This is a genomic window from Synechococcus sp. BA-124 BA4 (assembly GCF_034931165.1).
In genome coordinates, this window is record NZ_JAYGIA010000086.1 from 1 (window position 1) to 24,251 (window position 24,251).

29 protein-coding genes are annotated in these 24,251 nt (G+C 67.5%); 10 read left to right on the forward strand and 19 right to left on the reverse strand.

The features are described from left to right. A partial coding sequence (locus VB734_RS11330) for a VWA domain-containing protein (RefSeq protein ID WP_323243338.1) occupies positions 1–1,056 on the forward strand: 1,056 nt, incomplete at its 5' end. On the opposite strand, the gene VB734_RS11335 is transcribed toward VB734_RS11330, so the two are convergent. After that, positions 1,043–1,999: an MlaD family protein gene (locus VB734_RS11335; RefSeq protein ID WP_197161469.1), complete on the reverse strand. Its 957-nt coding sequence runs from the start codon at positions 1,997–1,999 to the stop codon at positions 1,043–1,045. The two genes, VB734_RS11330 and VB734_RS11335, sit on opposite strands and share 14 nt — an antisense overlap. Before the next feature lie 6 nt (positions 2,000–2,005). Further along, the gene (locus tag VB734_RS11340) at positions 2,006–2,809 is read right to left on the reverse strand and encodes an ABC transporter ATP-binding protein (RefSeq protein ID WP_197161467.1); all 804 of its coding nucleotides are present in this window, start codon (positions 2,807–2,809) and stop codon (positions 2,006–2,008) included. Between the two features lie 120 nt (positions 2,810–2,929). Between VB734_RS11340 and VB734_RS11345 the strand changes: the two genes are divergently transcribed. Then, a complete protein-coding gene (locus VB734_RS11345; protein ID WP_197167311.1) occupies positions 2,930–4,324 on the forward strand; it encodes a gluconeogenesis factor YvcK family protein in 1,395 nt (464 codons plus the stop codon). A gap of 25 nt (positions 4,325–4,349) precedes the next feature. Here the strand turns inward: VB734_RS11345 and VB734_RS11350 are convergent, their stop codons facing one another. The 3 genes from VB734_RS11350 to VB734_RS11360 are packed head-to-tail and all read right to left on the reverse strand — an operon-like array spanning position 4,350 to position 6,040. Beyond that, positions 4,350–4,889 carry an NAD(P)H-quinone oxidoreductase subunit J gene (locus tag VB734_RS11350; RefSeq protein WP_197161465.1) on the reverse strand — a complete coding sequence of 180 codons (540 nt, stop codon included), beginning with the start codon at positions 4,887–4,889 and terminating at the stop codon, positions 4,350–4,352. Continuing rightward, positions 4,882–5,643, reverse strand: a complete 762-nt coding sequence (locus tag VB734_RS11355; protein WP_197161463.1) for an NADH dehydrogenase subunit K — start codon at positions 5,641–5,643, stop codon at positions 4,882–4,884. The genes VB734_RS11350 and VB734_RS11355 overlap by 8 nt, the downstream gene beginning before the upstream one ends. Positions 5,644–5,677: 34 nt before the next feature. Beyond that, positions 5,678–6,040, reverse strand: a complete 363-nt coding sequence (locus VB734_RS11360; RefSeq protein ID WP_094556246.1) for an NAD(P)H-quinone oxidoreductase subunit 3 — start codon at positions 6,038–6,040, stop codon at positions 5,678–5,680. 88 nt (positions 6,041–6,128) lie between these two features. Here VB734_RS11360 and VB734_RS11365 point away from each other — a divergent pair, with 88 nt between their 5' ends. The 6 genes from VB734_RS11365 to VB734_RS11390 all read left to right on the forward strand — a co-directional run bounded on the left by VB734_RS11365 (position 6,129) and on the right by VB734_RS11390 (position 8,372). Next, entirely contained in the window at positions 6,129–6,536 is a 408-nt protein-coding gene (locus tag VB734_RS11365; protein WP_231594511.1) for a rubredoxin, read from the forward strand. Positions 6,537–6,541: 5 nt separating this feature from the next. Continuing rightward, positions 6,542–7,537: a photosynthesis system II assembly factor Ycf48 gene (locus VB734_RS11370; protein WP_197161460.1), complete on the forward strand. Its 996-nt coding sequence runs from the start codon at positions 6,542–6,544 to the stop codon at positions 7,535–7,537. Between the two features lie 104 nt (positions 7,538–7,641). Then, positions 7,642–7,890: a cytochrome b559 subunit alpha gene (psbE, locus tag VB734_RS11375; protein ID WP_006173010.1), complete on the forward strand. Its 249-nt coding sequence runs from the start codon at positions 7,642–7,644 to the stop codon at positions 7,888–7,890. A gap of 3 nt (positions 7,891–7,893) precedes the next feature. After that, positions 7,894–8,028 carry a cytochrome b559 subunit beta gene (gene psbF / locus VB734_RS11380; RefSeq protein ID WP_006173009.1) on the forward strand — a complete coding sequence of 45 codons (135 nt, stop codon included), beginning with the start codon at positions 7,894–7,896 and terminating at the stop codon, positions 8,026–8,028. An 8-nt stretch (positions 8,029–8,036) separates the two neighbouring features. Continuing rightward, on the forward strand, positions 8,037–8,156 hold the full coding sequence (locus tag VB734_RS11385; protein ID WP_006173008.1) for a photosystem II reaction center protein L: 120 nt from the start codon (positions 8,037–8,039) through the stop codon (positions 8,154–8,156). A gap of 15 nt (positions 8,157–8,171) precedes the next feature. Continuing rightward, the gene (locus VB734_RS11390) at positions 8,172–8,372 is read left to right on the forward strand and encodes a photosystem II reaction center protein J (protein ID WP_006173007.1); all 201 of its coding nucleotides are present in this window, start codon (positions 8,172–8,174) and stop codon (positions 8,370–8,372) included. A gap of 64 nt (positions 8,373–8,436) precedes the next feature. Here VB734_RS11390 and VB734_RS11395 read toward each other — a convergent pair whose 3' ends face one another. From VB734_RS11395 to gcvT, 12 genes are all read right to left on the reverse strand, one after another. Then, on the reverse strand, positions 8,437–9,462 hold the full coding sequence (locus tag VB734_RS11395) for an NAD-dependent epimerase (RefSeq protein ID WP_197161458.1): 1,026 nt from the start codon (positions 9,460–9,462) through the stop codon (positions 8,437–8,439). Continuing rightward, positions 9,459–10,412, reverse strand: coding sequence for a UDP-glucuronic acid decarboxylase family protein (locus VB734_RS11400; protein ID WP_197161456.1), 954 nt, complete (start codon positions 10,410–10,412; stop codon positions 9,459–9,461). Before VB734_RS11400 ends, VB734_RS11395 begins: the two co-directional genes overlap by 4 nt. 4 nt (positions 10,413–10,416) lie before the next feature. Beyond that, positions 10,417–11,853, reverse strand: coding sequence for a nucleotide sugar dehydrogenase (locus tag VB734_RS11405; protein ID WP_197161454.1), 1,437 nt, complete (start codon positions 11,851–11,853; stop codon positions 10,417–10,419). A 16-nt stretch (positions 11,854–11,869) separates the two neighbouring features. Beyond that, complete coding sequence (gene hisS / locus VB734_RS11410) at positions 11,870–13,147, reverse strand: histidine--tRNA ligase (protein ID WP_197167308.1); 1,278 nt, start codon at positions 13,145–13,147, stop codon at positions 11,870–11,872. Between the two features lie 50 nt (positions 13,148–13,197). Beyond that, entirely contained in the window at positions 13,198–13,854 is a 657-nt protein-coding gene (locus VB734_RS11415; RefSeq protein ID WP_197161439.1) for a 7-carboxy-7-deazaguanine synthase QueE, read from the reverse strand. A gap of 107 nt (positions 13,855–13,961) precedes the next feature. Next, on the reverse strand, positions 13,962–14,429 hold the full coding sequence (locus VB734_RS11420; protein ID WP_197161436.1) for a TA system VapC family ribonuclease toxin: 468 nt from the start codon (positions 14,427–14,429) through the stop codon (positions 13,962–13,964). Next, complete coding sequence (locus tag VB734_RS11425) at positions 14,410–14,709, reverse strand: hypothetical protein (RefSeq protein WP_197161422.1); 300 nt, start codon at positions 14,707–14,709, stop codon at positions 14,410–14,412. Before VB734_RS11425 ends, VB734_RS11420 begins: the two co-directional genes overlap by 20 nt. Before the next feature lie 86 nt (positions 14,710–14,795). After that, the gene (locus VB734_RS11430; RefSeq protein ID WP_197161421.1) at positions 14,796–16,430 is read right to left on the reverse strand and encodes a CTP synthase; all 1,635 of its coding nucleotides are present in this window, start codon (positions 16,428–16,430) and stop codon (positions 14,796–14,798) included. A 50-nt stretch (positions 16,431–16,480) separates the two neighbouring features. Next, positions 16,481–16,978 carry a Dps family protein gene (locus tag VB734_RS11435; protein WP_006172998.1) on the reverse strand — a complete coding sequence of 166 codons (498 nt, stop codon included), beginning with the start codon at positions 16,976–16,978 and terminating at the stop codon, positions 16,481–16,483. A 41-nt stretch (positions 16,979–17,019) separates the two neighbouring features. After that, positions 17,020–18,234, reverse strand: coding sequence for an RNA polymerase sigma factor, RpoD/SigA family (locus VB734_RS11440; RefSeq protein ID WP_370594533.1), 1,215 nt, complete (start codon positions 18,232–18,234; stop codon positions 17,020–17,022). Positions 18,235–18,329: 95 nt separating this feature from the next. Next, positions 18,330–20,150, reverse strand: coding sequence for an aspartate--tRNA ligase (gene aspS, locus VB734_RS11445; RefSeq protein ID WP_197161419.1), 1,821 nt, complete (start codon positions 20,148–20,150; stop codon positions 18,330–18,332). A 54-nt stretch (positions 20,151–20,204) separates the two neighbouring features. Next, positions 20,205–21,341: a glycine cleavage system aminomethyltransferase GcvT gene (gcvT, locus tag VB734_RS11450; protein ID WP_197161417.1), complete on the reverse strand. Its 1,137-nt coding sequence runs from the start codon at positions 21,339–21,341 to the stop codon at positions 20,205–20,207. Between the two features lie 183 nt (positions 21,342–21,524). On the opposite strand from gcvT, the gene VB734_RS11455 reads away from it, so the two are divergent. Both VB734_RS11455 and VB734_RS11460 read left to right on the forward strand, forming a co-directional pair. Further along, the gene (locus VB734_RS11455) at positions 21,525–21,776 is read left to right on the forward strand and encodes a hypothetical protein (RefSeq protein WP_197161415.1); all 252 of its coding nucleotides are present in this window, start codon (positions 21,525–21,527) and stop codon (positions 21,774–21,776) included. Positions 21,777–21,934: 158 nt separating this feature from the next. Further along, positions 21,935–22,294: a cyclic nucleotide-binding domain-containing protein gene (locus tag VB734_RS11460; protein WP_197161413.1), complete on the forward strand. Its 360-nt coding sequence runs from the start codon at positions 21,935–21,937 to the stop codon at positions 22,292–22,294. Here VB734_RS11460 and speB read toward each other — a convergent pair. After that, a complete protein-coding gene (gene speB / locus VB734_RS11465) occupies positions 22,288–23,214 on the reverse strand; it encodes an agmatinase (RefSeq protein ID WP_197161411.1) in 927 nt (308 codons plus the stop codon). The genes VB734_RS11460 and speB overlap by 7 nt on opposite strands. Positions 23,215–23,218: 4 nt before the next feature. Next, complete coding sequence (gene speE / locus VB734_RS11470) at positions 23,219–24,079, reverse strand: polyamine aminopropyltransferase (protein ID WP_197161409.1); 861 nt, start codon at positions 24,077–24,079, stop codon at positions 23,219–23,221. Positions 24,080–24,251: the final 172 nt, after the last annotated feature.

A 24,251-nucleotide genomic window follows, 5' to 3' on the forward strand; every position in this document is an offset into this window, starting at 1 on the left:
GATCCCGAGCAACCGCTGGAACCACCTCCGCCGCCACCTCCGCCCCAGGGGGAGCAGCCGCCCGAGCCCGAGAGCCCCGAGCCCCCGGAGCCGGACAGCACGGACGACGAGCCGGATGACGGCAACGAGGACGACAGCCCCGAGGACCAGGCGCCGCCCCAGGTGCCCGAGGAGTTCCTGCTCGATCCCGAGGCGATCGCCATCGATCCCGATCTGCTGCTCTTCGCCGCGGCCAAATCGCGCAGCGGCGGCAGCGGCAAGCGCTCCGTGGTGCTCTCCGACTCCCGCGGCCGCTACGTGAAGCCGATGCTCCCCCGCGGACCCGTGCGTCGCATCGCCGTGGACGCCACCCTGCGGGCCGCCGCGCCGTACCAGAAAGCGCGCCGGGCGCGGGAGCCCCACCGCAGCGTGATCGTGGAGGAGGGCGACCTGAGGGCCAAGCAGCTGCAACGCAAGGCCGGTTCCCTGGTGATCTTCCTGGTGGACGCCAGCGGCTCCATGGCCCTCAACCGCATGCAGAGTGCCAAGGGGGCCGTGATCCGCCTGCTGACCGAGGCCTACGAGAACCGCGACGAGGTCGCCCTGATCCCCTTCCGCGGCGAGCAGGCCGAGGTGCTGCTGCCCCCCACCCGCTCGATCACCGCCGCCCGCCGCCGGCTGGAGCAGATGCCCTGCGGCGGCGGCTCACCGCTGGCCCACGGCCTCACCCAGGCGGCCCGGGTGGCCGCCAACGCCCTGGCCACCGGCGATCTCGGCCAGGTGGTGGTGGTGGCGATCACCGATGGCCGCGGCAATGTGCCCCTCTCGCGCTCCCTGGGCCAGCCGCAGCTGGAGGGCGACGAGCCCGTCGACCTCAAGGAGGAGGTGATCCAGGTGGCCGGCCGCTACCGGGCCCTGGGGATCAAGCTGCTGGTGATCGACACCGAGCGCAAATTCATCGGCAGTGGCATGGGCAAGGACCTGGCCCAGGCGGCCGGCGGCAAGTACGTGCAGCTGCCCAAGGCCAGTGATCAGGCGATCGCCGCCATCGCCCTCGACGCCCTCAACGGGGCTTAGGCGCCGCCTTCTTCTGGGCTTCTTTCTCGGCCTTGTCCCTGGCCAGACCCGTCTGGGCGGGATAGAGCTCATCGAAGAGCTGGCCCAGGCCGATCGCCACGCTGCGCACACCGTCCATGAATTCGGCGTCGCTGGTGAGTTTGTTCACGTCACCCCCGACGGCATCGATGCGGGCGGTCAGCCGCTCGGCATTGCCCACGGTGGTCTTGAGCTGGGCGAGGGTCTTGGGATTGTCGAGCGAGGCCGTGACGTTGCGCACATGGCGGCTGGCCGCCGCCGCTTCGGCCGTGGCGGTGTTGAGGTTGGCCAGGATCGGATCGGCCTTGCCCACGGAGCGCTTCAGCTCAGCCACCAGCACCTGCGCACGCTGAAGGAACTGGGTGGCCTCCTTGGAGGTGGCATCGAAGCTGCGGGTGGTGCGGGCCAGCTCCGCCACGACCTGCTTCTCATCCACCTCGGCCAGCAGGCGCTGCATCAGCTCGGTCACGCTGCTGAGGCTGGCGGCCGTGACGCCCTTGAGCTCAGAGCCGGCGCAGACCATCACCGTGTTGTCGCAGGCTTTGTCGCGGGGAAGGGGGGCGTTCCCGGGCAGGGGGTTGCCGGTGCTGATCAGGGCCACCTGGGCATCACCGCCCAGCAGGGAGCCGGTCTGCACCTGGGCCGTGGTGGGGCGCGCCAGCTGCAGGGTGGGATCGCTGATCTCCAGTTCGGCCAGGACTGCGGCGGAGGTGGTCTTGATCTTGCGCACGCTTCCCACCTGCACGCCGCGGAAGATCACCGCCGAGCGGTCCGCCAGGCCAGCGGCGTCCTGGAAGGTCACCTTCAGGGTCCAGTTGTTCTGGCTGAGCGAGATGCCCCGGAGCCAGATCCAGAAACCGACCCCCCCCACCACGGCCGCCAGCAGCGAAAATCCAACGATGGCCTCTCGCACACTGCGACGCATGGGGCTCTAAATCTCCGCCGGTTGCATCGGCCCGCTCAGGCTACCGGTTCGAAACTGCACCACATAGGGATTGTCGGTACGGCCGAAGTCCTGCACGGTGCCCAGCCACTGGAGGTGTCCCTCATAGAGCATCGCCACCCGCTCGGCCGAGCGCACGATTGTGCTCATCACATGGCTGACCACCACCGAGCAGCCCGCCGCCACCTTGGTGCTGGTCACGATCAGGTCCTCGATGCGGGTGCAGGCCACCGGATCGAGCCCCGCCGTGGGTTCGTCGAACAGCAGGATCGGATGCTGACCTTCCGGCTGACCGGGGTCCTGGATCAGGGCGCGGGCGAAGCTCACCCGCTTCTGCATGCCGCCACTGAGTTCCCCGGGGAGCCGTTCCTCGATGCCCGAGAGACCCACGGCCTCCAGGGCCCGGCCGACCCGCTCGCGGATCTCCGCCTCCCGCAGCCTGCTGTGCCGGTAGAGCAGAAAGCCCACGTTCTCGCGCACGGTGAGTGAACCCAGCAGAGCCGGGTTCTGAAACACCAGGCGCACATCCGGCGGATAGCGCTGGTCGAGCCGCAGATAGCGCTGGGGGGTTCCATGCAGGCGTAGCTCCCCGGCGGTGGGCAGCAGCAGTCCCGCGAGGATGCGCAGCACCGTCGATTTGCCGGTGCCCGAGGGTCCCACCACCGCCAGTCGCTCGCCCCGCCCCAGGCTGAGATCGAGGTCGTTGAGCACGATGTTGCTGCCCCAGCGCATACCCACGCCATTGAGCTCCAGCACCGGCCCGTCAGGGGCTTTTGAGGGGGGGTGGTTCATCCCGGCGTTTCATCCGTACAGTTCCTAGTGCTCCGTGCTGTGGCGAAACGCCCCATCGGCTTGACCTCCCAGCGCCCTGCCAAGCCCCGCCGCCCCCGGCAGGTCCGCCGTCCGGGCTGGATGGGCCGGGGCGATCTGCGCCAGCAGGACCTTGTGAGCCGCTCCAAGCGGGCGGTGCGCTGGCTGCAACCAGGGCTGGTGGTGAAGCGCTGGGTGCTCACATCGGGCCTCGGGCTGGTGCTAGCGCTTCTGGGCGCCGCCATCCTGGCGGATCTCAAGCCCATCTACTGGATGCTGGAGTCGCTCACCTGGCTGATCACCAACGTGGCGCGGGTGCTGCCACGAGGCTTCACCGGTCCGCTGGTGCTGATCGCCGGGGCGGCTCTGGTGATCTGGGGCCAGAGCCGCAGCTTCGGCTCGATCCAGCAGGCCCTCGCACCGGAGAAGGACACGGTGCTGGTGGATGCCCTGCTGGCTCAGCGGCGGCTCAACCGCGGCCCGAACATCGTGGCGATCGGCGGAGGCACCGGTCTCTCCACCCTGCTCAGCGGCCTCAAGCGCTACAGCAGCAACATCACGGCCATCGTCACCGTCGCCGATGACGGCGGCAGCAGCGGTGTGCTTCGCCGCGAACTGGGGGTGCAGCCTCCGGGTGACATCCGCAACTGCCTGGCGGCCCTGGCCCGGGAGGAACCGCTGCTCACCCGCCTGTTCCAGTACCGCTTCAAGGCGGGCAACGGGCTGGAGGGCCACAGCTTCGGCAATCTGTTCATCTCGGCCCTCACCGCCATCACCGGCAGCCTGGAGTCGGCGATCACCGCCAGCAGCCGGGTCCTGGCCGTTCAGGGCCAGGTGGTGCCGGCCACCAATGCCGATGTGCGCCTCTGGGCCGAGCTGGAGAACGGCGAGCGCATCGAGGGCGAATCGAAGATCGGCCACTCCACCAGTCCGATCGTGCGCCTCGGCTGCATCCCCGAACGGCCACCGGCCCTGCCCCGGGCGATCGAGGCCATCGCCAATGCCGAGCTGATCATCCTCGGACCCGGCAGCCTCTACACCTCCCTGCTGCCCAACCTGCTGGTGCCGGAACTGGTGCAGGCGATCAGCCGCAGCAAGGCACCGAAGCTCTACATCTGCAACCTGATGACCCAGCCCGGTGAAACCGACCGGCTGGATGTGGCCGGGCACCTGCGGGCGATCGAAGCCCAGCTGGCCAGCCTCGGGATCACCCAGCGGCTGTTTCCGGCGGTGCTCGCGCAGGAACCCTTCCACGACGTCGCCCTGCTGGAGCATTACCGCGCCCGGGGAGCCGAGCCGGTGCTCTGCGATGCGCGTCAGCTGCATGATGCCGGTTACGACGTCATGCTCGCCCCCCTGCAGGGCTCACGCCCGGGAGACACGCTGCGCCACGACTCCCGCAGCCTCGCCCATGCCGTGATGCGCTTCTACCGCAAATCCAGGGGCCACAGATCCAGCAGCGATCTCGACTGGCTCAGCAGCAGCCGAGCCCAGTGAGCACCCACGGCGCAGGATGCCCCGCTCAGTAGGCGTCCTGCATCTCGTAGAAATCGGGCTGCACGTAGTCCTTGCGCAGGGGGAAACCCTTCCAGTCCTCGGGCATCAGCAGGCGCTTGGGATGGGGATGGCCCGAGAAGCTGATGCCGAACATGTCGAAGGTTTCCCGCTCCTGCCAGTCGGCACCCCGGAACAGGCCGTAGAGGGTGGGAATGGTCAGGTCGCCACTGCGCTCCAGGAACACCTTCAGGCGCACCTCATCGGGGGGCTGAGCGGGAGATGAACCCGGCTCCAGCGCCGCCGCCAGCTTCACCAGGTGATAGAAGCTGACCAGACGTCCGCCAGGACCTTCGTCGTAACCGCCCTGGCACTGCAGGTAATCGAAACCCCAGGCCTTGAGGGCGGCGGCCACCACAGGCAGGAACATCGGCTCCACCCCGATGATCTCGACGCCGAGGTGGTCGGCGGGCAGGGGCTGGTGGTCGAAGCCCTGGGCGGTCAGCCACTGGCTGACCGCGCCGACCGGAGCGGGGCTGAGCTCGGTGGAGGGGGTGGGATCAGGCATCGCTGGAAGAGGGTGTGGCTTCGAGGGCTTCGGGTTCCGGGGTGGCCAGGGGAAGCCCGGCCCCTGCCGCGAAGGCGGCCTTCTGCGTTTCCGCCCGCAGATAGGAACCCGTCACGATCGGCTCGACGGGCTTCATGGCGTGCTCGATGGTGAGGTACCGGTGGGTGGGCTGCAGATTGCCCCGCTCGGCGAGGGCCTCGTTGCCCACCTTCTTGCGCAGCTTGATCACCGCATCGAAGATGGCCTCCGGCCGAGGCGGGCAGCCCGGGATGTAGAGGTCCACGGGGATCAACTTGTCGACGCCGCGGACAGCCGTGGTGGAGTCGGCGGAGAACATGCCGCCGGTGATCGTGCAGGCGCCCATGGCGATCACATACTTCGGCTCGGGCATCTGCTCATAGAGCCGCACCAGAGCCGGTGCCATCTTCATCGTCACGGTGCCGGCCGTGATCAGCAGATCCGCCTGGCGCGGGCTGGAGCGGGGCACAAGGCCGAAACGGTCGAAGTCGAAGCGGGAGCCGATCAGGGCCGCGAACTCGATGAAGCAGCAGGCCGTGCCGTAGAGCAGGGGCCAGAGGCTGCTGAGCCGGGCCCAGTTGTGCAGGTCGTCGAGGCTGGTGAGGATCACGTTCTCGGAAAGATCCGAGGTGACCGTGGGGGCGCCCACCGGATTGCAGGTGGCGGCACGCAGATCGCGCAGGGCCTCGATCGAGGGGGCCTCGCTGGTTCCTGGACTGGACGGAGTGAGGGTCATCGTTCGGCTGGTCGGGGTTCCGGTTGGCTGGGAATCAGCTCCACTCGAGGGCACCCTTGCGCCAGGCGTAGGCGAGGGCCACCACGAGGATCGAAATGAAGATGAGGGCTTCGATGAAGGCCAGCAGGCCCAGGCGATGGAACGCCACGGCCCAGGGATAGAGGAAGACGGTCTCGACGTCGAAGATGACGAAGACCAGGGCGAACATGTAATAACGAATGTTGAACTGGATCCAGGCACCGCCGATCGGCTCCATCCCCGATTCGTAGGTGAGGCGACGCTCCCCATCCCTCGACTTGGGAGCTACCAGCTTGTTGGTGACCAGAGCCAGCACGGGAACGGCCGCCGCGATCAGCAGAAAGCCCAGAAAGGCGTCGTAGCCGGGAAGCACGAACATGAAAGGGCCCAACCTGGGGCGCAGTCTGGCATCCGTCGGCAGGGAACGCCTGGATAGAGTCCGATCTGACGGCAGTGGGGCCAGCGCCATGGTCAACGGGCACGACGGCGACGAGGAACGAGCTCCGGACCAGGCCAGCGGCGAGGCTCCAGGCGAGCCCGCGGCTGTGGTGGAGAGCGATCCCGACACCCACCGCTACGAGTGCCGCAGCTGCGGCTTCGTTTATGACCCCGAGGAGGGCATCCGCAAGCTGGCCATCGCGCCGGGCCTTCCCTTCACGGAGCTCGATCCGGTCAGCTTTCGCTGCCCGGTCTGCCGCAGCCGCGTCGGTGCCTTCCGCGACATCGGTCCGCGCAGCAAGCCCAGTGGCTTCGAGGAGAACCTCAACTTCGGCCTCGGCGTGAACAAGCTCACCCCCGGCCAGAAGAACGTGCTGATCTTCGGGGGCTTCGCCCTGGCCTTCGCCTTCTTCCTCTCTCTGTATTCCCTCCGCTGAGTCCCGTGAAACGCCTGTTCTCTTCCCTTCTCGGCCTGGTGCTGGCCGCGGGCCTGGCCTTCGGCCTCGGCGGCTGCGTCACCACCGGTCTGCCCGTGGCCGCCAGCAGCCCCTGGCAGCCCGTCGCCCTCGACACCCGCTCGAATCCCCTCGACCTGGCGTTCACCGATGACAGGCACGGCTTCCTGGTGGGCAGCAACCGCCTGATCCTCGAAACCGAAGACGGCGGCGCCAGCTGGGAGCCGCGCTCCCTCGCCCTGCCTGAAGACGAGAATTTCCGCCTGCTCAGCATCGACTTCACCGGCAAGGAGGGCTGGATCGCCGGCCAGCCCGGCCTGCTGCTGCACAGCACCGATGGGGGTCAGAACTGGGAGCGCCTGCTGCTCGACACCAAGCTGCCCGGCGACCCTTACCTGATCACGGCCCTGTCTCCCGGCAAGGCCGAGCTGGCCACCACCGTTGGCGCCATTTACCGCACCAGTGACGGCGGCGGCAGCTGGCAGGCCGAGGTGAGCGATGCCGCCGGTGCCGTGCGCGACCTGCGGCGTTCGCCCGACGGCCGCTATGTGAGCGTCTCGAGCCTGGGCAACTTCTTCGCGACCTGGGAGCCTGGCCAGGCCACCTGGGAACCCCACCAGCGCATCAGCAGCCAACGGCTGCAGAGCATGGGCTTCCAGCCCGATGGCAAGCTCTGGATGGTCACCCGCGGCGCCCAGCTGCGCTTCAACCCCGATGCTGCCGATGTGGAGGCCTGGAGCAAGCCGGTGATCCCGATCACCAACGGCTATGGCTACCTCGACATGGCCTGGGATCCCAAGGGCGCCATCTGGGCCGGCGGCGGCAGCGGCACCCTGCTGGTGAGTCAGGACGGCGGCTCCAGCTGGCAACGGGATCCCCTGGGGGGCTCCCAGCCCACCAACTTCACCCGGATCGTCTTCGAGGGCGATGACAAGGGCTTCCTGCTGGGCGAGCGGGGCAGCCTGCTGCGCTGGGTGGGCTGAGGCCCTGACGGTCCCACTTGCATCCCTGTGTAACCAACCCGCTGGAGCGCACGTTCCGCCCGACCGCCAAGCCCTAAGATCAACCAGCTGATTTGCCCGCTGCTATGGCTGCCGGCTCCACCGGAGAACGTCCGTTCTTCGAGATTATTACGAGCATCCGTTACTGGGTGATCCACGCCGTCACACTGCCGGCGATCTTTCTGGCGGGCTTCCTGTTCGTCTCCACCGGTCTGGCTTACGACGCCTTCGGCACGCCTCGCCCCGACGCCTACTTCCAGGCCCAAGAAGCCAAGGCACCCGTGGTGAGCAAGCGCTACGAAGGCAAGAGCCAGCTCGACCTGCGCTTGCAATAAGCCATGACCCAGTCACCGAGCACCACGCCCCGCAACTATCCGATCTTCACGGTCCGCTGGTTGTCGTTGCATGCGCTGGGGATCCCCACGGTCTTTTTCCTGGGTGCCCTGGCGGCCATGCAGTTCGTCCGCCGCTGAACACCGCCATGCAGCGCAATCCCAACCCGAACAACCTGCCCGTCGAACTGAACCGCACCAGCCTCTACCTGGGGCTGCTGTTCGTGTTCGTCATCGGTGTGCTGTTCACCAGCTATTTCTTCAACTGATCGGGAGACACAGCCATGAGCGGCAAGAAATCTGGTTTACCTGACGGTCGACTTCCCGACCGCCTTCCCGATGGCCGTCCGGCCGTGGCCTGGAAGAGCCGCTGGACCGAAGGGGTTCTGCCCCTCTGGCTCGTGGCCACGGCCGGCGGCATTGCCGTCATCTTCGTGGTGGGCCTGTTCTTTTACGGCTCCTACGTCGGCGTCGGTTCAGCCTGAGCCTGAGCCTCAACACCAACGATCAGGGGCCCCGATCGGGCCCCTTTTTTTGATGGCGATGAACTCAGACCCCGTGATACTCGCGATACCAGCGGGCGAAATGGCCGATCCCCACCTCCAGCGGGGTGTGGGGCGCGAAGCCCACCCAGGCCTCCAGGGCTGACGTGTCCGCGGCGGTGGCAGCCACATCGCCGGGTTGCATCGGCTCGAACTGAGGGATGGCTTTCACACCGAGAGCGTCTTCGAGCACTTCGATGAAACGCAGCAGGGGAGTGGGCTGGCTGTTGCCGATGTTGAACAACCGGTGCGGAGCCGCCGCCGTGGCGGGGTTGGGATCCAGCGGATCGAAGGAAGGATCCGGGGTGGCGGGCTTGTCGAGGCAGCGGATCACCCCCTCGACGATGTCATCGATGTAGGTGAAGTCACGCAGCATGCGGCCATGGTTGAACACCCGGATCGGTTCTCCCGCGAGGATCGCCTTGGCAAAGAGCATCGGCGCCATATCCGGACGACCCCAGGGGCCATAGACGGTGAAGAAGCGCAGACCCGTGGCCGGCAGCCCGTAGAGGTGGCTGTAGGTGTGGGCCATCAGTTCATTGGCCTTCTTGGTGGCCGCGTACAAGCTCACCGGATGGTTCACCGGATGCTGCTCAGAAAAAGGCATCCGCCGGTTGCCGCCATACACCGAGCTGCTGGAGGCATACACCAGGTGCTCAACTCCGTGGTGGCGGCAGCCCTCGAGGATGTTCCCGAAACCCACCAGGTTGCTCTGGATGTAAGCCGAAGGGTTCTCGATCGAATAGCGAACCCCCGCCTGGGCGGCGAGGTGGATCACCGCGCGGGGGCGCTCGGTCGCGAAGAGCTCCGCCAGAGCGGATCCGTCCTCAAGGGTCAGTTCACGGAAGCGGAAACCACTCCCCTGATCTGAGACCGGCAGGCGCTGCAAACGGCTCAGCCGGGCTCGCTTCAGGGCCGGATCGTAGTAGTCGTTGAGATTGTCGAGACCAACCACGCTGTCGCCACGCCGCAACAGCACCTCGGTGACCGCAGCTCCGACGAAGCCTGCCGCTCCGGTGACCAGCACCGTCATGGCTTCTCAAGGCCCAGCACGGAGCGGAAATGGGCAATCGTGGGGCCGAGGCCATCCTCAAGGGACACCTGCGGTTCCCAGCCCAGTTCAGCGCGGGCAAGATCAATCACGGGTTGGCGCTGAAGGGGGTCATCCTGCGGCAGCGGCAGGTAAGTGAGCGGCAACTCAGGATTGATGCGTTGCAGCACCAGCTCTGCCAGTTGCCGGATCGTGAATTCACCGGGGTTGCCGATATTGATCGGGCCGGTGTGGTTGCCGTTCATCAGCCGGATGAGACCCTCCACCAGATCATCCACATAGCAGAAACTACGAGTCTGACTGCCATCGCCGTAGAGGGTCAAAGGCTGTCCGCGCAGAGCCTGAACGATGAAGTTACTCACCACACGCCCATCATCGGGGAACATGCGCGGACCGTAGGTGTTGAAGATCCTGGCCACACGGATCTCCGTGCCATGCATGCGCATGTAATCGAAGCAGAGGGCTTCGGCAATGCGCTTGCCCTCATCGTAGCAAGAGCGAATCCCGATGGGATTGACACTCCCTCGATAACTCTCAGGCTGGGGATGAACCTCTGGATCACCATACACTTCACTGGTGCTGGCCAACAGCAGCCGTGCGCCCACCCGCCTGGCCATGCCCAGCATGTTGTAAGTCCCGAGAAAGCTCGTTTTCGCTGTCTTGATCGGATTCGACTGGTAGTGCCTCGGTGAAGCCGGACAGGCCAGATGCCAGATCCGATCGACCTCCAGACGGATCGGCTCGGTGACGTCGTGGCGAATCAGCTCAAAATGGGGATGGCCGATCCAGCGGGCCACATTGGCTTTGCTTCCGGTGTAGTAGTTGTCAAGGCAGATCACCTCCTCGCCCGCCTCCATCAGCCGGTCGACGAGGGTGGAGCCCACGAAGCCGGCACCGCCAGTGACGAGATGACGAAGAGGGGATGGAGTCATGGATTCAGCCTTCTCCCACAAGCCAGACCCTAAGACCAGCCGCCTGGGCAGCCTCAGAATCGGTCACCCCGCGCACATCGAACAGCCAGGCAGGTCGGCGCATGCGTTCAGAGATTGCAGGCCAGTCGAGTTCAGCAAAGTGGCGCCATTCCGTGAGCACGATCACCGCGTCGGCACCCTCCACGGCGTCCAGCACCCCGGACGCAGGCTGCCAGCTGCCCTCGTCAGCCAAGCCTAGGCCGGGAGCTGAGGGCCCATGGCCAAGGTCCCTGGCGATCTGGTCGGGTCCTACCTTCGGGTCATGAATCGCCAGGTGCGCACCCTCTTCGAGCAGATCGCGGCAGATGCTGATCGCTGGTGATTCGCGGGTGTCATTGGTGTCGGCCTTGAAGGCGAACCCCAGCACCGCCAGGCGCTTGCCGCTAATGGTGCCGAACAGGCGACTCACCACCAGCCGGGCAATGCGCTGCTGCTGCCAGCTGTTGAGATCCACCACCTGCTCCCAGTACTGGGCCGCCTGCTCCAAGCCGTAGTGACGGCAGAGATACACCAGATTGAGGATGTCCTTGCGAAAGCAACTGCCACCAAAACCCGGACCGGCAGAGAGAAATTTCGGGCCCAGGCGAGAATCAGCACCTATGGCCCGGGCCACCTCCTTGACATCGGCGCCGGTGGCCTCACAGAGGGCACCAATGGCATTGATCGAGGAAATCCTCTGGGCCAGAAAGGCATTGGCCGTGAGCTTGGAGAGTTCACTGCTCCAGAGATTGGTGCGCAGAATCCGCTCAGGGCTGACCCAATGGGAGTAAATCTCTGCCAGGATATCGATGGAGTTCGGATCATCACCACCAATCAACACACGGTCGGGATTTTCCAGGTCGGAGATGGCTGTTCCTTCCGCCAGAAACTCAGGATTGGAGAGCACAGAAAATGTTTTGGCTGCTCCTTCGGAGCCATCCTGAGCCGCGGAAAGGATGACCTGAATCGTTTCGGCGGTGCGCACCGGCAGGGTGCTCTTCTCCACAACGATCGTGTGCCCTCGGGCCTGGGCGGCCACCTGGCGGGCCGAGGCCTCGATCCAGCGCAGATCGGACGCCTGCCCGGCCCCGAGGCCCTTTCTCTTCGTGGGAGTATTCACCGAGAGGAAGATCATATCGGCCGCTGCAATCGCCCCATCCACCTCGGTGGTGAAATGCAGATTGCGACCTCGGCATCGGGCCACCACATCCGCCAGGCCTGGCTCGTAGACGGGAAGCCTGCTCAGATCAGCATCATTCCAGGCGGCAATTCGCTCGGCATTGAGATCGACGAGAGTGACCTGGATGTGAGGGCAGCGGTCGGCAATCACCGCCATGGTGGGTCCACCCACATAACCCGCGCCGATGCAGCAGATGGTCTGAACAGTCTTCACAGGGCGATGACAGGGAAGGGACTCAGGCATGAGAAGCTTCTCATGCTCATTGGCAAAGAAGACGTCTTAGCAGCTCCTGCGGCCCCAGTCGCTCCTCTTCGGGGGTCCTACCGCTGCGGCGCAGGTCCTTGAGCAGCACCACCCCCTGCTCCGCTTCCCCCTCGCCGATCACCACAGCCCAGGGGGCCCCGCAGCGATCGGCCCGCTTGAGCTGCTTGCCGAAGGCGGACCCGGTGAGATCAAGCTCCACCATCTGGCCGGCCTGGCGCAGCTGGCGGGAGAGCACCAGCGCCTGGCGTTCGGCCGCTTCGCCGCGGCTGACCACGTACACATCCGGCACCGGCACCGTAGGGAGCGCTCCCTCTGCCGCGTCCCGTTGGGCGCACAGCAACACCAGCCGCTCGAGGCCGATCGCCCAGCCGATCGCCGCCGTGGGAGCACCGCCCAGTTGCTCGATCAGGCCGTCGTAACGACCGCCGCCGCAGACTGTGCCCTGGGCCCCGAGCTGGCTGCTGGTGATCTCGAAGGCCGTGTGGGTGTAGTAGTCGAGGCCCCGCACCAGGCGGGGGCTGAGCTGGTACGGAATCTCCAGCGCCTCAAGGCAGCGGCGCACCGCCTCGAAGCGCTCACGGCTGGCGTCGCTCAGGCTGTCGATCAGCAGCGGTGCCTCAGCCAGCACGGCCTGGGTGTCAGGGTTCTTGCTGTCGAGGATGCGCAGGGGATTGGTGCTGATCCGCTCCCTGGATTCCGCATCGAGCAGCTCGCGGCGCTCCTCCAGCCAGGCGACCAAGGCCGTGCGGTAGGCGGCACGGTCGGCGGGATCGCCGAGGGAATTGAGCTCCAGCGCCAGGCCGCCGACCCCAAGCTCGCTGAGCAGGTCCCAGGCGATCGCGATCGCTTCGGCATCGCTGCGGGGGTCGGCAAATCCCAGAAACTCGATCCCCACCTGGTGGAACTGGCGCTGCCGCCCGGCCTGGGGACGCTCGTAGCGGAACATCGGCCCCGTGTACCAGAGGCGCTGGGGCCCCTGGCTGAGCAGGCCATGCTGCAGGGCGGCGCGCACCACCGAGGCGGTGCCCTCGGGCCGCAGGGTGCAGCTGCGCTCCCCACGGTCCTGGAAGGTGTACATCTCCTTGCCCACCACATCGGTGGCTTCGCCGATGCCGCGGGCAAACAGCTCGGTGACCTCCAGCAACGGCGTGCGGATCTCCCTCAGACCAGCCCGCTGGAACTGCGAGCGGGCCAGGGCTTCCACGTGCTGCCACAGCGGCATCTGCTCCGGAAGCAGATCGACCATGCCCCGAAGGCTCTGCAGCTTGTCCACGCCCGCGTTGCTCACTCGCTCACAGTTTGCGGGATCACTGAGGCCGGCCTTCAGCGAACGCCCAGCCATTTGTGGCTCTGCAGGCTGAGGCGCCAGGCCGGATGGCGCCGCACGTGCTGGACCGCCAGTTCCTGACCCGCCGCGCTCCCCCAGGAAGGTTGCAGCAACAGCTGGGGCAGCGCTCCCTCCACCGGGCGGGCGGAGCACACGGCGGCAGCCATCGTCTCAGCGAAGGCCAGATCAGCGATCTCGTGGATCACCACCTTGAGCTCATGGCAGGCGGCCAGCAGCTCGGCGGTGGGCGGCCGGTGGCGCTTGGGCGAGAGGGTGATCCATTCGAAGCGGCCGCTGAGCGGGTCGACGCCGCTGGTTTCCAGGTGCAGGGGGAGCTGCGAGGGGCCGACGCCGAATCCTTGCCGCAGGGCCTCACAGAGCGGATCGAGGTTGTGATGCAGGGGTTCACCACCGGTGATCACCACGAAGGCAGCACCCTCGGCTGCCGCCAAGGCGGCGCTCGCCGCCAGATCCTGGAGGTGGCGGTGGGGATGGGCGTCCGCCGGCCAGGAGTGCTTGGTGTCACACCAGCTGCAGCCCACCGAGCAGCCGGCCAGCCGGATGAAGAAGGCGCTGCGGCCAGCGTGAACTCCCTCGCCCTGCAGGGAGTGGAAGGTTTCCACCACCGGGAGTCCGGCTGGGGGCACGGCCACGGCACGACAACACGTCACTTTAAGAAGCGGAGAGCGGACGCTCAGCGGCACAACGCAAGGCTGTACCGCCGACAGCAGCCTTGATCTGATCGAGACAGCAGCTCCGCTCAACCCCCGCTGCGGGCGTCGGCCTGCAGGAGCTCCAGATCGAGCCCCGCCCCGAGGAACTGCCGGAAATCCTGATCCAGCGTGACCATCCGGGTGGAGCCGGTGATCGCGAAAGCCGCCAGGTAGGCGTCCATCCACCTTTTTGGTGCGGCCTCAGCGAGCCCCGCCAAGCGCCACCAGAGCGATTCGATTCCGATCGGCTCGTCCACCAGGTCCACCTGAGGCAGGGCCTGAAAAGACTGAAGGGCAGCCAGAGCATCCAGGTTCGTGATCGCCGCGCTCTGGTAGGCCGTGAAGATCGCTGGGGTGGACGCCAGCCGCAGAAAACTCTGCTGGGTGGCACGGCAGAGCAGGACTGGTGTAGCGGGCGTGGCCTCAAGCAGCACCGATTGGGCGCTGCGATGGGCTGGATGGGCTTCGAAGGCCGCCGCCAGCCACACATTCACATCAAGCAGGGAGGCCAGCACGGCGGCGGTCCTCCTGCTCCAGGCAATCCTGCTCAAGTTGCAATGACGCTGCCAGATCGATCCCCGCTTTGCTGCCGGAGGGCTCACAGCGGAACACCGGAAGTCCCATTCCATCCACTGTCACCAAATCGCTGGTGGGGGGCACAGACCCTGATGCGCCGCCATGGAGCCCCTGACTGATGTAGCCAGCCACTAGCTCCTTGAGCGTGAGGCCCTGCTGCAGGGCCCGCTGCTTGGCCTGGCGCACAAGATGGTCCGGCAGGTCCAAGGTCGTTTTCATCCTTCCACCTTGCTTGCTGGCTACCCAGCTTACTGGGCAGCCAGCAAGCGGGTTAACCCTCACCAATCAGGCGGTTCACGCAGCGGCTACGCCCGCACGGGTGCCTCCTGGGACACGGCTTCCGCCCCCTGCCGCTGCGCCGCAGCGATCAGCCCGCGGAAGAGGGGATGGGGCTTACCTGGCCGGGAGAGGAATTCGGGGTGGTACTGACAGGCGGCGAAGAAGGGGTGATCCTCACGCTCGATCAGCTCCACCAGACGGCCATCGGGGGAGGAGCCACTGATGGTGTAGCCGCCTGCCTGGAAGAGATTCCGGTAGGCGTTGTTGAACTCGTAACGGTGGCGATGACGCTCATAGACCACCTCCTCGCCATACAGACGGGCCGCGAGGGTTCCCGCCGCCAGCCGGCAGGGATAAACCCCCAGGCGCATGGTGCCGCCGAGCTCGATCACATCCTGCTGCTCCGGCAGCAGGTGAATCACGGGGTGCATGCTGTCGGCATCGAGCTCGGCGCTGGTGGCGCCCGCCAGACCGGCCAGATTGCGCGCCCACTCGATCACGGCGCACTGCATGCCCAGGCAGAGCCCGAGGAAGGGCACACGCTCCTCCCGGGCCCAGCGGATCGCCGCCACCTTCCCGTCCACGCCCCGGTGACCGAACCCGCCCGGCACCACCACCGCGTCCATGCCATGCAGCAGAGCCTCGGCGCCCTGGGTCTCGATCTGCTCGGCGGAGATCCAGTGCAGGTCGAGGCTGGCATCCCGGTCGATGCAGGCGTGACGCAGGGCCTCCACCACCGAGAGGTAGGCGTCGTTGAGCTGCACGTACTTGCCCACCAGCGCCACCTTCACCGCCGCACCGGGGTTGCGCAGTTTCTGCACCAGGGCCTCCCAGCGCTCCATGTCACTGTCGCGATCCTCCAGCCCCAGCACATCCAGCACCTGACGGCAGAGCCCCTCCCGCTCCAGGGCAATCGGCACCGCGTAGATGCTGTCGGCATCGCGGGCCGCGATCACCGCTTCGCGCTGGACGCCGCAGAAGCCGCCGATCTTGGCCTTGAGCTCCTCGCTGATCGGCCGGTCGCAGCGGCAGACCAGCAGATCGGGCTGGATGCCGATCGAGCGCAGCTCCTTGACCGAGTGCTGGGTGGGCTTGGTCTTGATCTCCCCGGAGGTGCCGATGTAGGGCAGCAGGGTGACGTGCACGTAGGCCAGATCGTGGCGGCCCACATCCCCGCGGAACTCACGGATGGCCTCCAGGAACGGCAGCGATTCGATGTCACCCACGGTGCCGCCGATCTCGGTGATGACGACATCCACGCCGCTGTCGGCGGCCACCCGGTGGATGCGCTCGCGGATCTCGCCGGTGATGTGGGGGATCACCTGCACCGTGCCGCCGTTGTAATCACCGCGGCGTTCCTTGTTGATCACCGCCTGGTAGATCGAGCCGGTGGTCACGCTGTTGAGGCGTGACATGGCGGTGTCGGTGAAGCGCTCGTAGTGGCCCAGGTCGAGGTCGGTCTCGGCGCCGTCCTGGGTGACGAACACCTCGCCGTGCTGATACGGGCTCATCGTGCCCGGATCCACATTCAGGTAGGGATCGAGCTTGAGGATCGAAACGCTGTAGCCCCGGGATTTGAGCAGCCGCCCCAGGCTCGCCGCCACAATCCCCTTGCCGATGCTCGAGACCACACCGCCGGTGACGAAGACGAATTTCGCCATGGGCGGAGGGCGGGCATGGGCGGACACATCAATCTATCGAGCCTGCCCGTTCAGGCGTCGAGCAGGCTGCGCAGCATCCAGGCGGTCTTCTCGTGGATCTGCAGCCGCTGGGTGAGCAGATCGGCGGTGGGCTCATCACCGGCTTCCGCCACCAGGGGGAAGAGGCTGCGGGCGGTGCGAGCCACGGCTTCATGGCCCATCACCAGCTCGCGCACCATCTCCAGAGCCGGGGGCTGACCCTGGGTTTCAGGAATCGAGGACAGTGCCGCGAAGCGGGCGCCGCCGAAGGGGGCCGGACAGCCCAGGGCCCGGATGCGCTCGGCGATCACATCGAGGGCCATCCAGAGCTCGGTGTACTGCTCCATGAACATCAGGTGGAGCGTGTTGAACATCGGCCCGGTCACGTTCCAGTGGAAGCCGTGGGTCTTGCCATAGAGCACGTAGCTGTCGGCCAGCACCCGGCCGAGACCGGCCGCGATCTGCTGGCGCTGATCATCGGAGATGCCGATGTCGATCGGAGGGGCGGTGATGGCGGGGACGTTGCTCACGGGACCAGGTCGGACTGATTTCGGTTTAGCCCAGCGCCGGGTCAGCCGTCCAGGCTGGCGAGGTAGCCATGCACCCGGCCGCGGCGGGCCGGCTGGCGCAGCTTGTGCAGGGCCCGCGTTTCGATCTGGCGCACCCGCTCCCGTGAGAGCTGCATCCCCTCGCCGATCTGGGCCAGGGTGCGGGGGGTGTCGTCTGTGAGGCCGAAGCGCAGGCGGATCACCTCGGCCTCCCTCTGGCTGAGTTCATCGAGCAGGGCGTCGAGGTCGCTGTGCAGCTGCTGGCGGGTGAGGCACTGCTCGGGGGTGTCGCTGGTGGCCTCCAGCAGATCCCCCAGGGGGGTGTCCTGGTCGCGGCCCACCTTGGCCTCCAGGGAGATCGAGCGGGGCACCCGCAGCAGCGTGAGACGCACGGCCTCCTGACTCCACTGCAGGGCCTCGGCCAGCTCGGCGAGGGTGGCGGTGCGGCCGTGGTCGCTGGCGAACTGGCGCTGGGCCTTCTTGATCCGGTTCAGCTTCTCGGTGACGTGGACCGGCAGGCGAATGGTGCGGCTCTGGGTGGCGATCGCCCGGGTGACGCCCTGGCGGATCCACCAGTAGGCGTAGGTGCTGAAACGGAAGCCGCGGGTGGGGTCGTACTTCTCCACCGCGCGCTCCAGGCCGAGGGTGCCCTCCTGAACCAGATCGAGCAGCTCCACACCCCGTTTCTGGTATTTCTTGGCCACGGCCACCACCAGGCGCAGGTTGGCCTGGATCATGCGGTCGCGGGCCCGGCGGCCGCGCAGCAGCCGTTGCTGGAGATCGCCGAGGCTGAGCCCCAGGCAAGTCGCCCATGTCCTGTGGCCCTCCTGAAGGAGACGCCGCAGCTCAGGCAGGGGCAGGTCGCAGGCTTCCGCCCACTGGCCATGGGAGGGCTGATGGGTGAGGCGGCTGGCCAGCCGCTGGCGCACCAGCTCCAGATCGACCATGGTCTGGAGGATCGGCAGCTCACTGGCCTTCTCCAGCCTGTGGCTCAGCAGCGCCTCACGGGCCCGTACCTGGCGGGCGAGAAGCAACTCCTCCTCCTGGCTGAGCATGTCCACCCGGCCGATGTCCTGGAGGTAGAGCCGCACCAGATCGGCACTGCCACGGCCGGGCAGGCGCGAGCCGTCCCGAACGGCCCGGGTGGAAGCCGAGCCGCTGTCTGGACCGGCCTCGAGATCGCTCGGCTCCTCGAGTTCGGGACTGCCTGGAAGCGCTGGTGTGGACCCTGAGGACACGAACCCTGGTCGGAGTCCCTTCACCATCGTGTTGCCACAAAAAAGCAGCGCGAAACAGAAGGTTTCTCTTCAGGATCAGGCGGGTCTCGCCGCGCTCACTCGGGCTCGACCCAGGTGCTGGCCACGTGCAGGTCGTCCAGTTGCTGGGGGGCGACGCCGGCGGGGGCCTTGGTGAGCAGGCAGCGGGCCTGCTGGGTTTTCGGGAAGGCGATCGTGTCGCGGATCGACTCCTCGCCGGCCAGCAGCATCACGATCCGGTCCACCCCGAAGGCCAGGCCGCCGTGGGGCGGGGCTCCCAGGTCGAGGGCCTCCATCAGGAAACCGAACTGGCGCTCGGCCTCCTCCAGGGGCAGGCCGATGGTCTGCAGCACCTGGCGCTGCAGCTCCGAATCGTGGATGCGCAGGGAACCGCCACCCAGCTCCAGGCCGTTGAGCACAAGGTCGTAGGCCTGGGCGCGGGCCGTGGGCAGGGTGGTGGCCCACTGGGCCGGATCGGCCCCGAGGTCGTCGGTGTTGGGGGCGCAGAAGGGGTGGTGCAGTGCCTCGAGCCGGTTCTCGCCCTCGTTGAACTCGAACATCGGAAAATCCACCACCCAGAGGAAGTTCCAGCTGTCGTTCTCCCGGTCGGGTTTGACCATTCCCAGTTCGCGGGCCAGGAACTGACGCACCCGGTCGAGGGCCTTGTTGACCGTGGCGGTGTCCCCGGCGCCGAACAGCAGCAGCGTGCCGGGCTCCGCGCCTGTGCGTTCCAGCAGCTCGGCCCTGGTCCCGGCACTGAGGTTGTCCTTGATGGCACCGATGGTGTCGATCTCGCCGCCCTCGCGCACGCGGATGAAGGCCAGTCCTCCGGCTCCGGCGGCCTGGGCCTCGCTGAACACATCCCCACCGGGCTTGATGCGCACGTTGGAGAGGGCCTCATTGCCGCCGGGCACGGCGATGCACTTCACCGAGCCGCCGGCCGCCACGGCGCCCGAGAACACCTTGAAACCCATGCCGGCCACCAGGTCGCTGACATCGCTGAGCTCCATGCCGTAGCGGGTGTCGGGCCGGTCGGTGCCGTAGCGCTCCATGGCCTCGTGCCAGGTGAGGCGCGGGAAGGGGCGCGGCAGTTCCACCCCCTTCACCGTTTGCCAGATGGTGGCGATCAGGGCCTCGTTGAGCTCCAGGATCTGCTCCTGGTCCATGAAGCTCATCTCGATGTCCAGCTGGGTGAACTCCGGCTGACGGTCGGCCCTGAGGTCCTCGTCGCGGAAGCAGCGGGCCACCTGGTAGTAACGCTCGATGCCGCCCACCATCAGCAGCTGCTTGAACAGCTGGGGCGACTGGGGCAGGGCGAACCACTCGCCGCCGCACACCCGCGACGGCACCAGGTAGTCGCGGGCCCCCTCGGGGGTGGAGCGGGTGAGCACCGGGGTTTCCACCTCGATGAAGCCCTGCTCCTCCAGGAAGCGACGGGCGGTCTGGATCGCGCGGGCCCGCAGGCGCAGGTTGCCGTTCATGCGCTCGCGGCGCAGGTCCAGGTAGCGGTGTCGCAGCCGCAGCTCTTCGCGGGTGTTCTCCTCGTCGTGCACCGACACGGGGAAGGGCAGGGGCCTGCGCACGGCATTGAGCACCGTCAGCCGGCTGGCGAGCACCTCCACCTCACCGGTGGCCAGGCGGGTGTTGAGCGACTCCTGGGGCCGCAGCCGCACCCGGCCCTGCACCTGGACCACCGTTTCATTGCGGAGGTGTTCGGCCACCGCGAACGCCTCGGGCCCCAGGTCGGGATCGACGGTGATCTGGACGGTGCCGCTGCGGTCGCGCAGATCCACGAAGATCACCCCGCCGTGGTCGCGGCGACGGTCGACCCAACCGCTCAGCTCAACGACCTGATCGACGCTGCTGCTGCGCAGATCGCCGCATCCGTGGCTGCGCATGGAGAAAGGAACTCAATCCGCGAGTGTCCCATGGCGCCCGCCTGGCCAAAGCTCTCAGGCGCGCCGGTAGAAGGGCCGCCTGACCACCACGGCGGGCTCCGCCTTGCCGCGGATCTCCACCGCCAGTTCCGTGCCCACCCGGGCGGCGTCGGCCGGCACGTAGGCCAGGGCGATCGCCTCCCCCAGGGTGGGTGACCAGGTGCCGCTGGTGACCTCCCCCACCACCTGGCCAGCGTGCAGCACCGGATAGCCATGGCGCGCGATCGCCCGGCCCTGCAGCTTCAGGCCCACCAGGCGCCGGTTCACCCCCTCAGCGCTCTGGCGCTCCAGCGCTTCGCGGCCGATGAAGGCCGCCGGCATCTCCAGGTGCACCAGCCAGCCCAGGGAGGCCTCCAACGGGGTGGTGCCGCTGTCCATGTCGCTGCCGTAGAGGTGCATGGCCGCCTCCAGGCGCAGGGTGTCACGGGCGCCGAGACCGCAGGGGGTCACCCCCTCCGCCAGCAGCTGGGTCCAGAGGGCGACGCCGGCGTTGCGATCCAGCAGCAGCTCCACCCCGTCTTCGCCGGTGTAGCCGGTGCGGGCCACGAAGGCGGTGGCGCCGGCGGCTTCAGCCGCCGCGGTGCCAGCCAGCTGGATGCTGCGGTGACCGAAGCGGGGCAGGCCGCCCAGGTCGGCGGCCGCCAGAGCCTCCAGCCGGGCGATCGCCTCGGGGCCCTGCAGGGCCAGCAGCACCCCATCGGCCTTGCGGTCGCTGATCAGCAGACCAGCGGGCTCCAGCTGGCTGCGCAGCCAGGCGGTGTCGGCCTCGGCGCAGCCGGCGTTGATGATCAGCAGCACTTCATCGGCTGGGCCCTCGTTGTCTTCAGGCCGGCCCAGGTCGTAGACGATCAGGTCGTCGCGGATGCCGCCGGCCTCGTTGAGCAACACGGTGTAGGTGGCTTCACCAGGGCCGATCCGGAACAGGTCGCTGGGCACCAGGGCCTGCAGGGCGTCCTTGGCGCCATCACCGCGCAGGCGCAGCACGCCCATGTGGGAGATGTCGAAGACACCGCAGGCCTGACGCACCGCCCTGTGTTCCTGCACAAGGCCCTGGAACTGCACAGGCATCTCCCAGCCCTCGAAGGGCACCAGACGGGCGCCGGCATCGCGGCAGGCCCCATGGAGAGGCGTTCGCTTCAGGGAGTCCGCCATGGGATGGGCTGTCGCGACTGCTGGCGGGATCCTATGGACGCCGGTCCAGGGGACGCAGGCCCAGGACCGCAGATCCTGAACACGCCCTCCGGGCAAAACCGAAGACTTCCGGCAGGTTCGGTTTTTCCTCTGGCCTGATCAAGGCAAGGTCATTACCTTGGGTGCCCTGGATGGGTCGTGCCCATGGGCCAGCGCCCGAACTGTCGTAGCTGCAATCACTGCCAGGCTCCCGAGGCCTCCTTCGGCGGCGCGGAGCAGAGCTGGTGCCAGATGCGACGACTGGCGATCCACCCTGAACTGGCCGCGGATCTGTGGTGCCACCACTGGACCCCCCGTCCCCCCCGGTTGCCCAGCGTCGATCACTCCGTGGTGGCCATCCCGACATCGCCCAACCGCCAGCTCGCTCTCACCGACCTGCTGGTGGCCGCCAGTTGAGCTTCAGCCGGGCGTGGATTGATTTCGCAGCATTTTCGCCGCATCGTGTCATCCAGATAGCCAACTGAAAAGCGCAGTGCGCGCCATGCTGAGCGTTCTGATCCCTGCATGGAGGTAGTTGATTGGTTGCACTCGCACCCGCAACGCCGGTTGAACTGATGGCGTCCCAGGTGGACGGTGAAACCCTCACCCTGCCCACCGGCTCCCATGTCTTTCACCAAGGTGATCTCGCCCGTGCCATCTACGGAGTCCGCAAGGGCATCGTCGAACTGATCGACCCCTCGAGAAATCGCCTCTGCTACCGCCACGGCGAGCTGTTCAGCTACGAAGACATCGCCTGGCGCGGCGGCTACTTCCGCAACGAGGCCATCGCCCGCACCCCGGTGGAACTGGTGAAGCTGGAGCGATTGAACTTCCTCAACCTGCTGCACAACCACCCCACGCTGGCGGTGGTGCTGATCGGGCAGCAGCATGAACGGCTGCGGGAGCAACGGTCCAGCGGCTCCTACTCCTACTGAGCCTGGCCGAGCAGCAGCAGCAGGCTGCGGGTCACCTTCGCCGCCAGCACCGCGCTCACGCCACTGGGATCCAGGCCGGGGGCCAGTTCCACCACATCGGCCGCCACCAGCCGGTGGTGGCGCAGTTCCTCCAGCAGCCCCGCGAAGTGGCCCCAGTGGTAGCCCCCGGGCTCCGGGGTGCCCGTACCGGGCAGGACGGCCGGATCGAACCAGTCGAGGTCAACGGTCAGGTAGATCGGCCGGCCCCGCAGGGGTGCGAGAGCCACCGCCAGCTCCGCCTGAAGCCGCTCGGGCTGCAGCGACAGGCCCGGGCCCTGCCCCACCAGCCGGCCACTGCGGCGCAGCTCCTCGAACTCCTCGCGGGTGCCGCTGCGGATCGCCACCTGCAGCAGATCGCCGGAGGGGAGCACCTCCAGGCAGCGACGCATGGCACAGGCATGGCTGTGGTGGGCGCCCAGCCAGCTCTGGCGCAGATCGGCGTGAGCATCGAGCTGCACCAGGGCCAGGTCGGGATGGCGGGCGGCCACGGCGGCCACGGCGCCGCTGCTGATCGAGTGCTCACCGCCGAGCATCAGCGGCCGCAGCCCCAGCTCCAGCACCGCGCTGGTGGCCTCGCCGACAGCAGCCACCACAGGCTCGGGCGCGCCGAAGGGAATGGCCAGCGCCCCCAGGTCGGCGAAGGCGAGGTCGTCGAGATCGAGATTCAACTGGGGGTCATAGGTTTCCAGCCCGCTGCTCACCTCCCGGATCGCCGCCGGCCCGAAGCGGGTGCCCGGCCTGAAGGAGGTGGTGCCGTCGTAGGGCACCCCGAAGAGGCCCACCCGGCAACCCTCGGGGTCACGTCGTGATCCCATGAAGATGGCGCCGTCGCGATCGAACAGGTCGGACTCGAAACGATCCAGCGCAGCGGACACAGCCATGGGCTCAGGCCTGGGGGTGGTCAAGGGCCCGCTCGATGCCGGCGGGAATGGCGTCGAAGGCACCGCGCTGCCAGCGGGGCGACCAGATCTCACAGCCATCCGCCACCGCCGCGGCCCGCTCGGGCCTGGGCTCCAGATAGCGGCGGCCGTCGACGGCCGCGAAGGTCCAGCTCCACCAGCCGCTGGGGTACATCGGCACCCAGCCATAGAGGGGATCGGCGTGGCCGAACACGTCCCGCAGCAGCCGCACGGTGGCCAGGTGCACCTCACGAAAGGCCTCGGGGGATTCGCTCTGGGTGGCAAACACACCTCCGGACCGCAGCAGGCGGCGGCACTGCTGGAAGAAGGCCCGGTTGAACAGGCCCTCAGCTGGGCCTGCGGGGTCGGAGCCGTCCACGATCACCACGTCGTAACTGGCGGCGGGGGCCGCCGACACCCAGGCGATGCCATCCCCCACGGTGAGCTGAAAGCGTGGGTCGTCCCAGCAGCCTCCACCGAGGGAGGGCAGGTAGCGCCGGGCGCACTCCACCACCAGTCCATCGATCTCCACCAGATCGAGGTGCTGCACGCCGGGGTGGCGCAGGCACTCCCGGGCCGTGCCACCGTCGCCGCCGCCGATCACCAGCACCCGCTCGAGGTTGGCGGCGGCACACAGGGCCGGATGCACCAGCGGTTCGTGGTAGTGACGTTCCTGGCCCTCGGCCGTCATCCAGCAGCCATCGAGCAGCAGCCCTTTGCCGTAGCGCCGGCTCTCGATGATCGTGATCCGCTGGTAGGGGCTGGACTGCTCCAGCAGCACCTGGGCTTCCAGGCCGTAGCGCACGCCCTGGTGAATTTCATCCACCCAGCCAGCGGTTGGATCCATGGCTGCTGACTCCCGGAGCCGCCCTAGCTAAGCCTCCAGAGGAGCACCCTGTCACCCAGGCGTCCCTGAGCCCGCACCATCGATGACTCTGAGCCGATGACCCTGACCCGACGGGAGTGGCTGCAGCGCGCAGGCCTGGCCGCCGGCGCGCTGGCCCTGCCCGGGCTGAGCC

Excerpts from the sequence above, each read along its gene's own strand:
- VB734_RS11335 (WP_197161469.1), bottom strand. The coding sequence starts at position 1,999 with ATGCGTCGCAGTGTGCGAGAGGCCATCGTTGGATTTTCGCTGCTGGCG.
- VB734_RS11340 (WP_197161467.1), bottom strand. The coding sequence starts at position 2,809 with ATGAACCACCCCCCCTCAAAAGCCCCTGACGGGCCGGTGCTGGAGCTC.
- VB734_RS11345 (WP_197167311.1), top strand. The coding sequence starts at position 2,930 with ATGGGCCGGGGCGATCTGCGCCAGCAGGACCTTGTGAGCCGCTCCAAG.
- VB734_RS11350 (WP_197161465.1), bottom strand. The coding sequence starts at position 4,889 with ATGCCTGATCCCACCCCCTCCACCGAGCTCAGCCCCGCTCCGGTCGGC.
- VB734_RS11355 (WP_197161463.1), bottom strand. The coding sequence starts at position 5,643 with ATGACCCTCACTCCGTCCAGTCCAGGAACCAGCGAGGCCCCCTCGATC.
- VB734_RS11360 (WP_094556246.1), bottom strand. The coding sequence starts at position 6,040 with ATGTTCGTGCTTCCCGGCTACGACGCCTTTCTGGGCTTTCTGCTGATC.
- VB734_RS11365 (WP_231594511.1), top strand. The coding sequence starts at position 6,129 with ATGGTCAACGGGCACGACGGCGACGAGGAACGAGCTCCGGACCAGGCC.
- psbE (WP_006173010.1), top strand. The coding sequence starts at position 7,642 with ATGGCTGCCGGCTCCACCGGAGAACGTCCGTTCTTCGAGATTATTACG.
- psbF (WP_006173009.1), top strand. The coding sequence starts at position 7,894 with ATGACCCAGTCACCGAGCACCACGCCCCGCAACTATCCGATCTTCACG.
- VB734_RS11385 (WP_006173008.1), top strand. The coding sequence starts at position 8,037 with ATGCAGCGCAATCCCAACCCGAACAACCTGCCCGTCGAACTGAACCGC.
- VB734_RS11390 (WP_006173007.1), top strand. The coding sequence starts at position 8,172 with ATGAGCGGCAAGAAATCTGGTTTACCTGACGGTCGACTTCCCGACCGC.
- VB734_RS11395 (WP_197161458.1), bottom strand. The coding sequence starts at position 9,462 with ATGACGGTGCTGGTCACCGGAGCGGCAGGCTTCGTCGGAGCTGCGGTC.
- VB734_RS11400 (WP_197161456.1), bottom strand. The coding sequence starts at position 10,412 with ATGACTCCATCCCCTCTTCGTCATCTCGTCACTGGCGGTGCCGGCTTC.
- VB734_RS11405 (WP_197161454.1), bottom strand. The coding sequence starts at position 11,853 with ATGCCTGAGTCCCTTCCCTGTCATCGCCCTGTGAAGACTGTTCAGACC.
- VB734_RS11425 (WP_197161422.1), bottom strand. The coding sequence starts at position 14,709 with ATGAAAACGACCTTGGACCTGCCGGACCATCTTGTGCGCCAGGCCAAG.
- VB734_RS11430 (WP_197161421.1), bottom strand. The coding sequence starts at position 16,430 with ATGGCGAAATTCGTCTTCGTCACCGGCGGTGTGGTCTCGAGCATCGGC.
- aspS (WP_197161419.1), bottom strand. The coding sequence starts at position 20,150 with ATGCGCAGCCACGGATGCGGCGATCTGCGCAGCAGCAGCGTCGATCAG.
- gcvT (WP_197161417.1), bottom strand. The coding sequence starts at position 21,341 with ATGGCGGACTCCCTGAAGCGAACGCCTCTCCATGGGGCCTGCCGCGAT.
- VB734_RS11455 (WP_197161415.1), top strand. The coding sequence starts at position 21,525 with ATGGGCCAGCGCCCGAACTGTCGTAGCTGCAATCACTGCCAGGCTCCC.
- VB734_RS11460 (WP_197161413.1), top strand. The coding sequence starts at position 21,935 with ATGGCGTCCCAGGTGGACGGTGAAACCCTCACCCTGCCCACCGGCTCC.
- speB (WP_197161411.1), bottom strand. The coding sequence starts at position 23,214 with ATGGCTGTGTCCGCTGCGCTGGATCGTTTCGAGTCCGACCTGTTCGAT.
- speE (WP_197161409.1), bottom strand. The coding sequence starts at position 24,079 with ATGGATCCAACCGCTGGCTGGGTGGATGAAATTCACCAGGGCGTGCGC.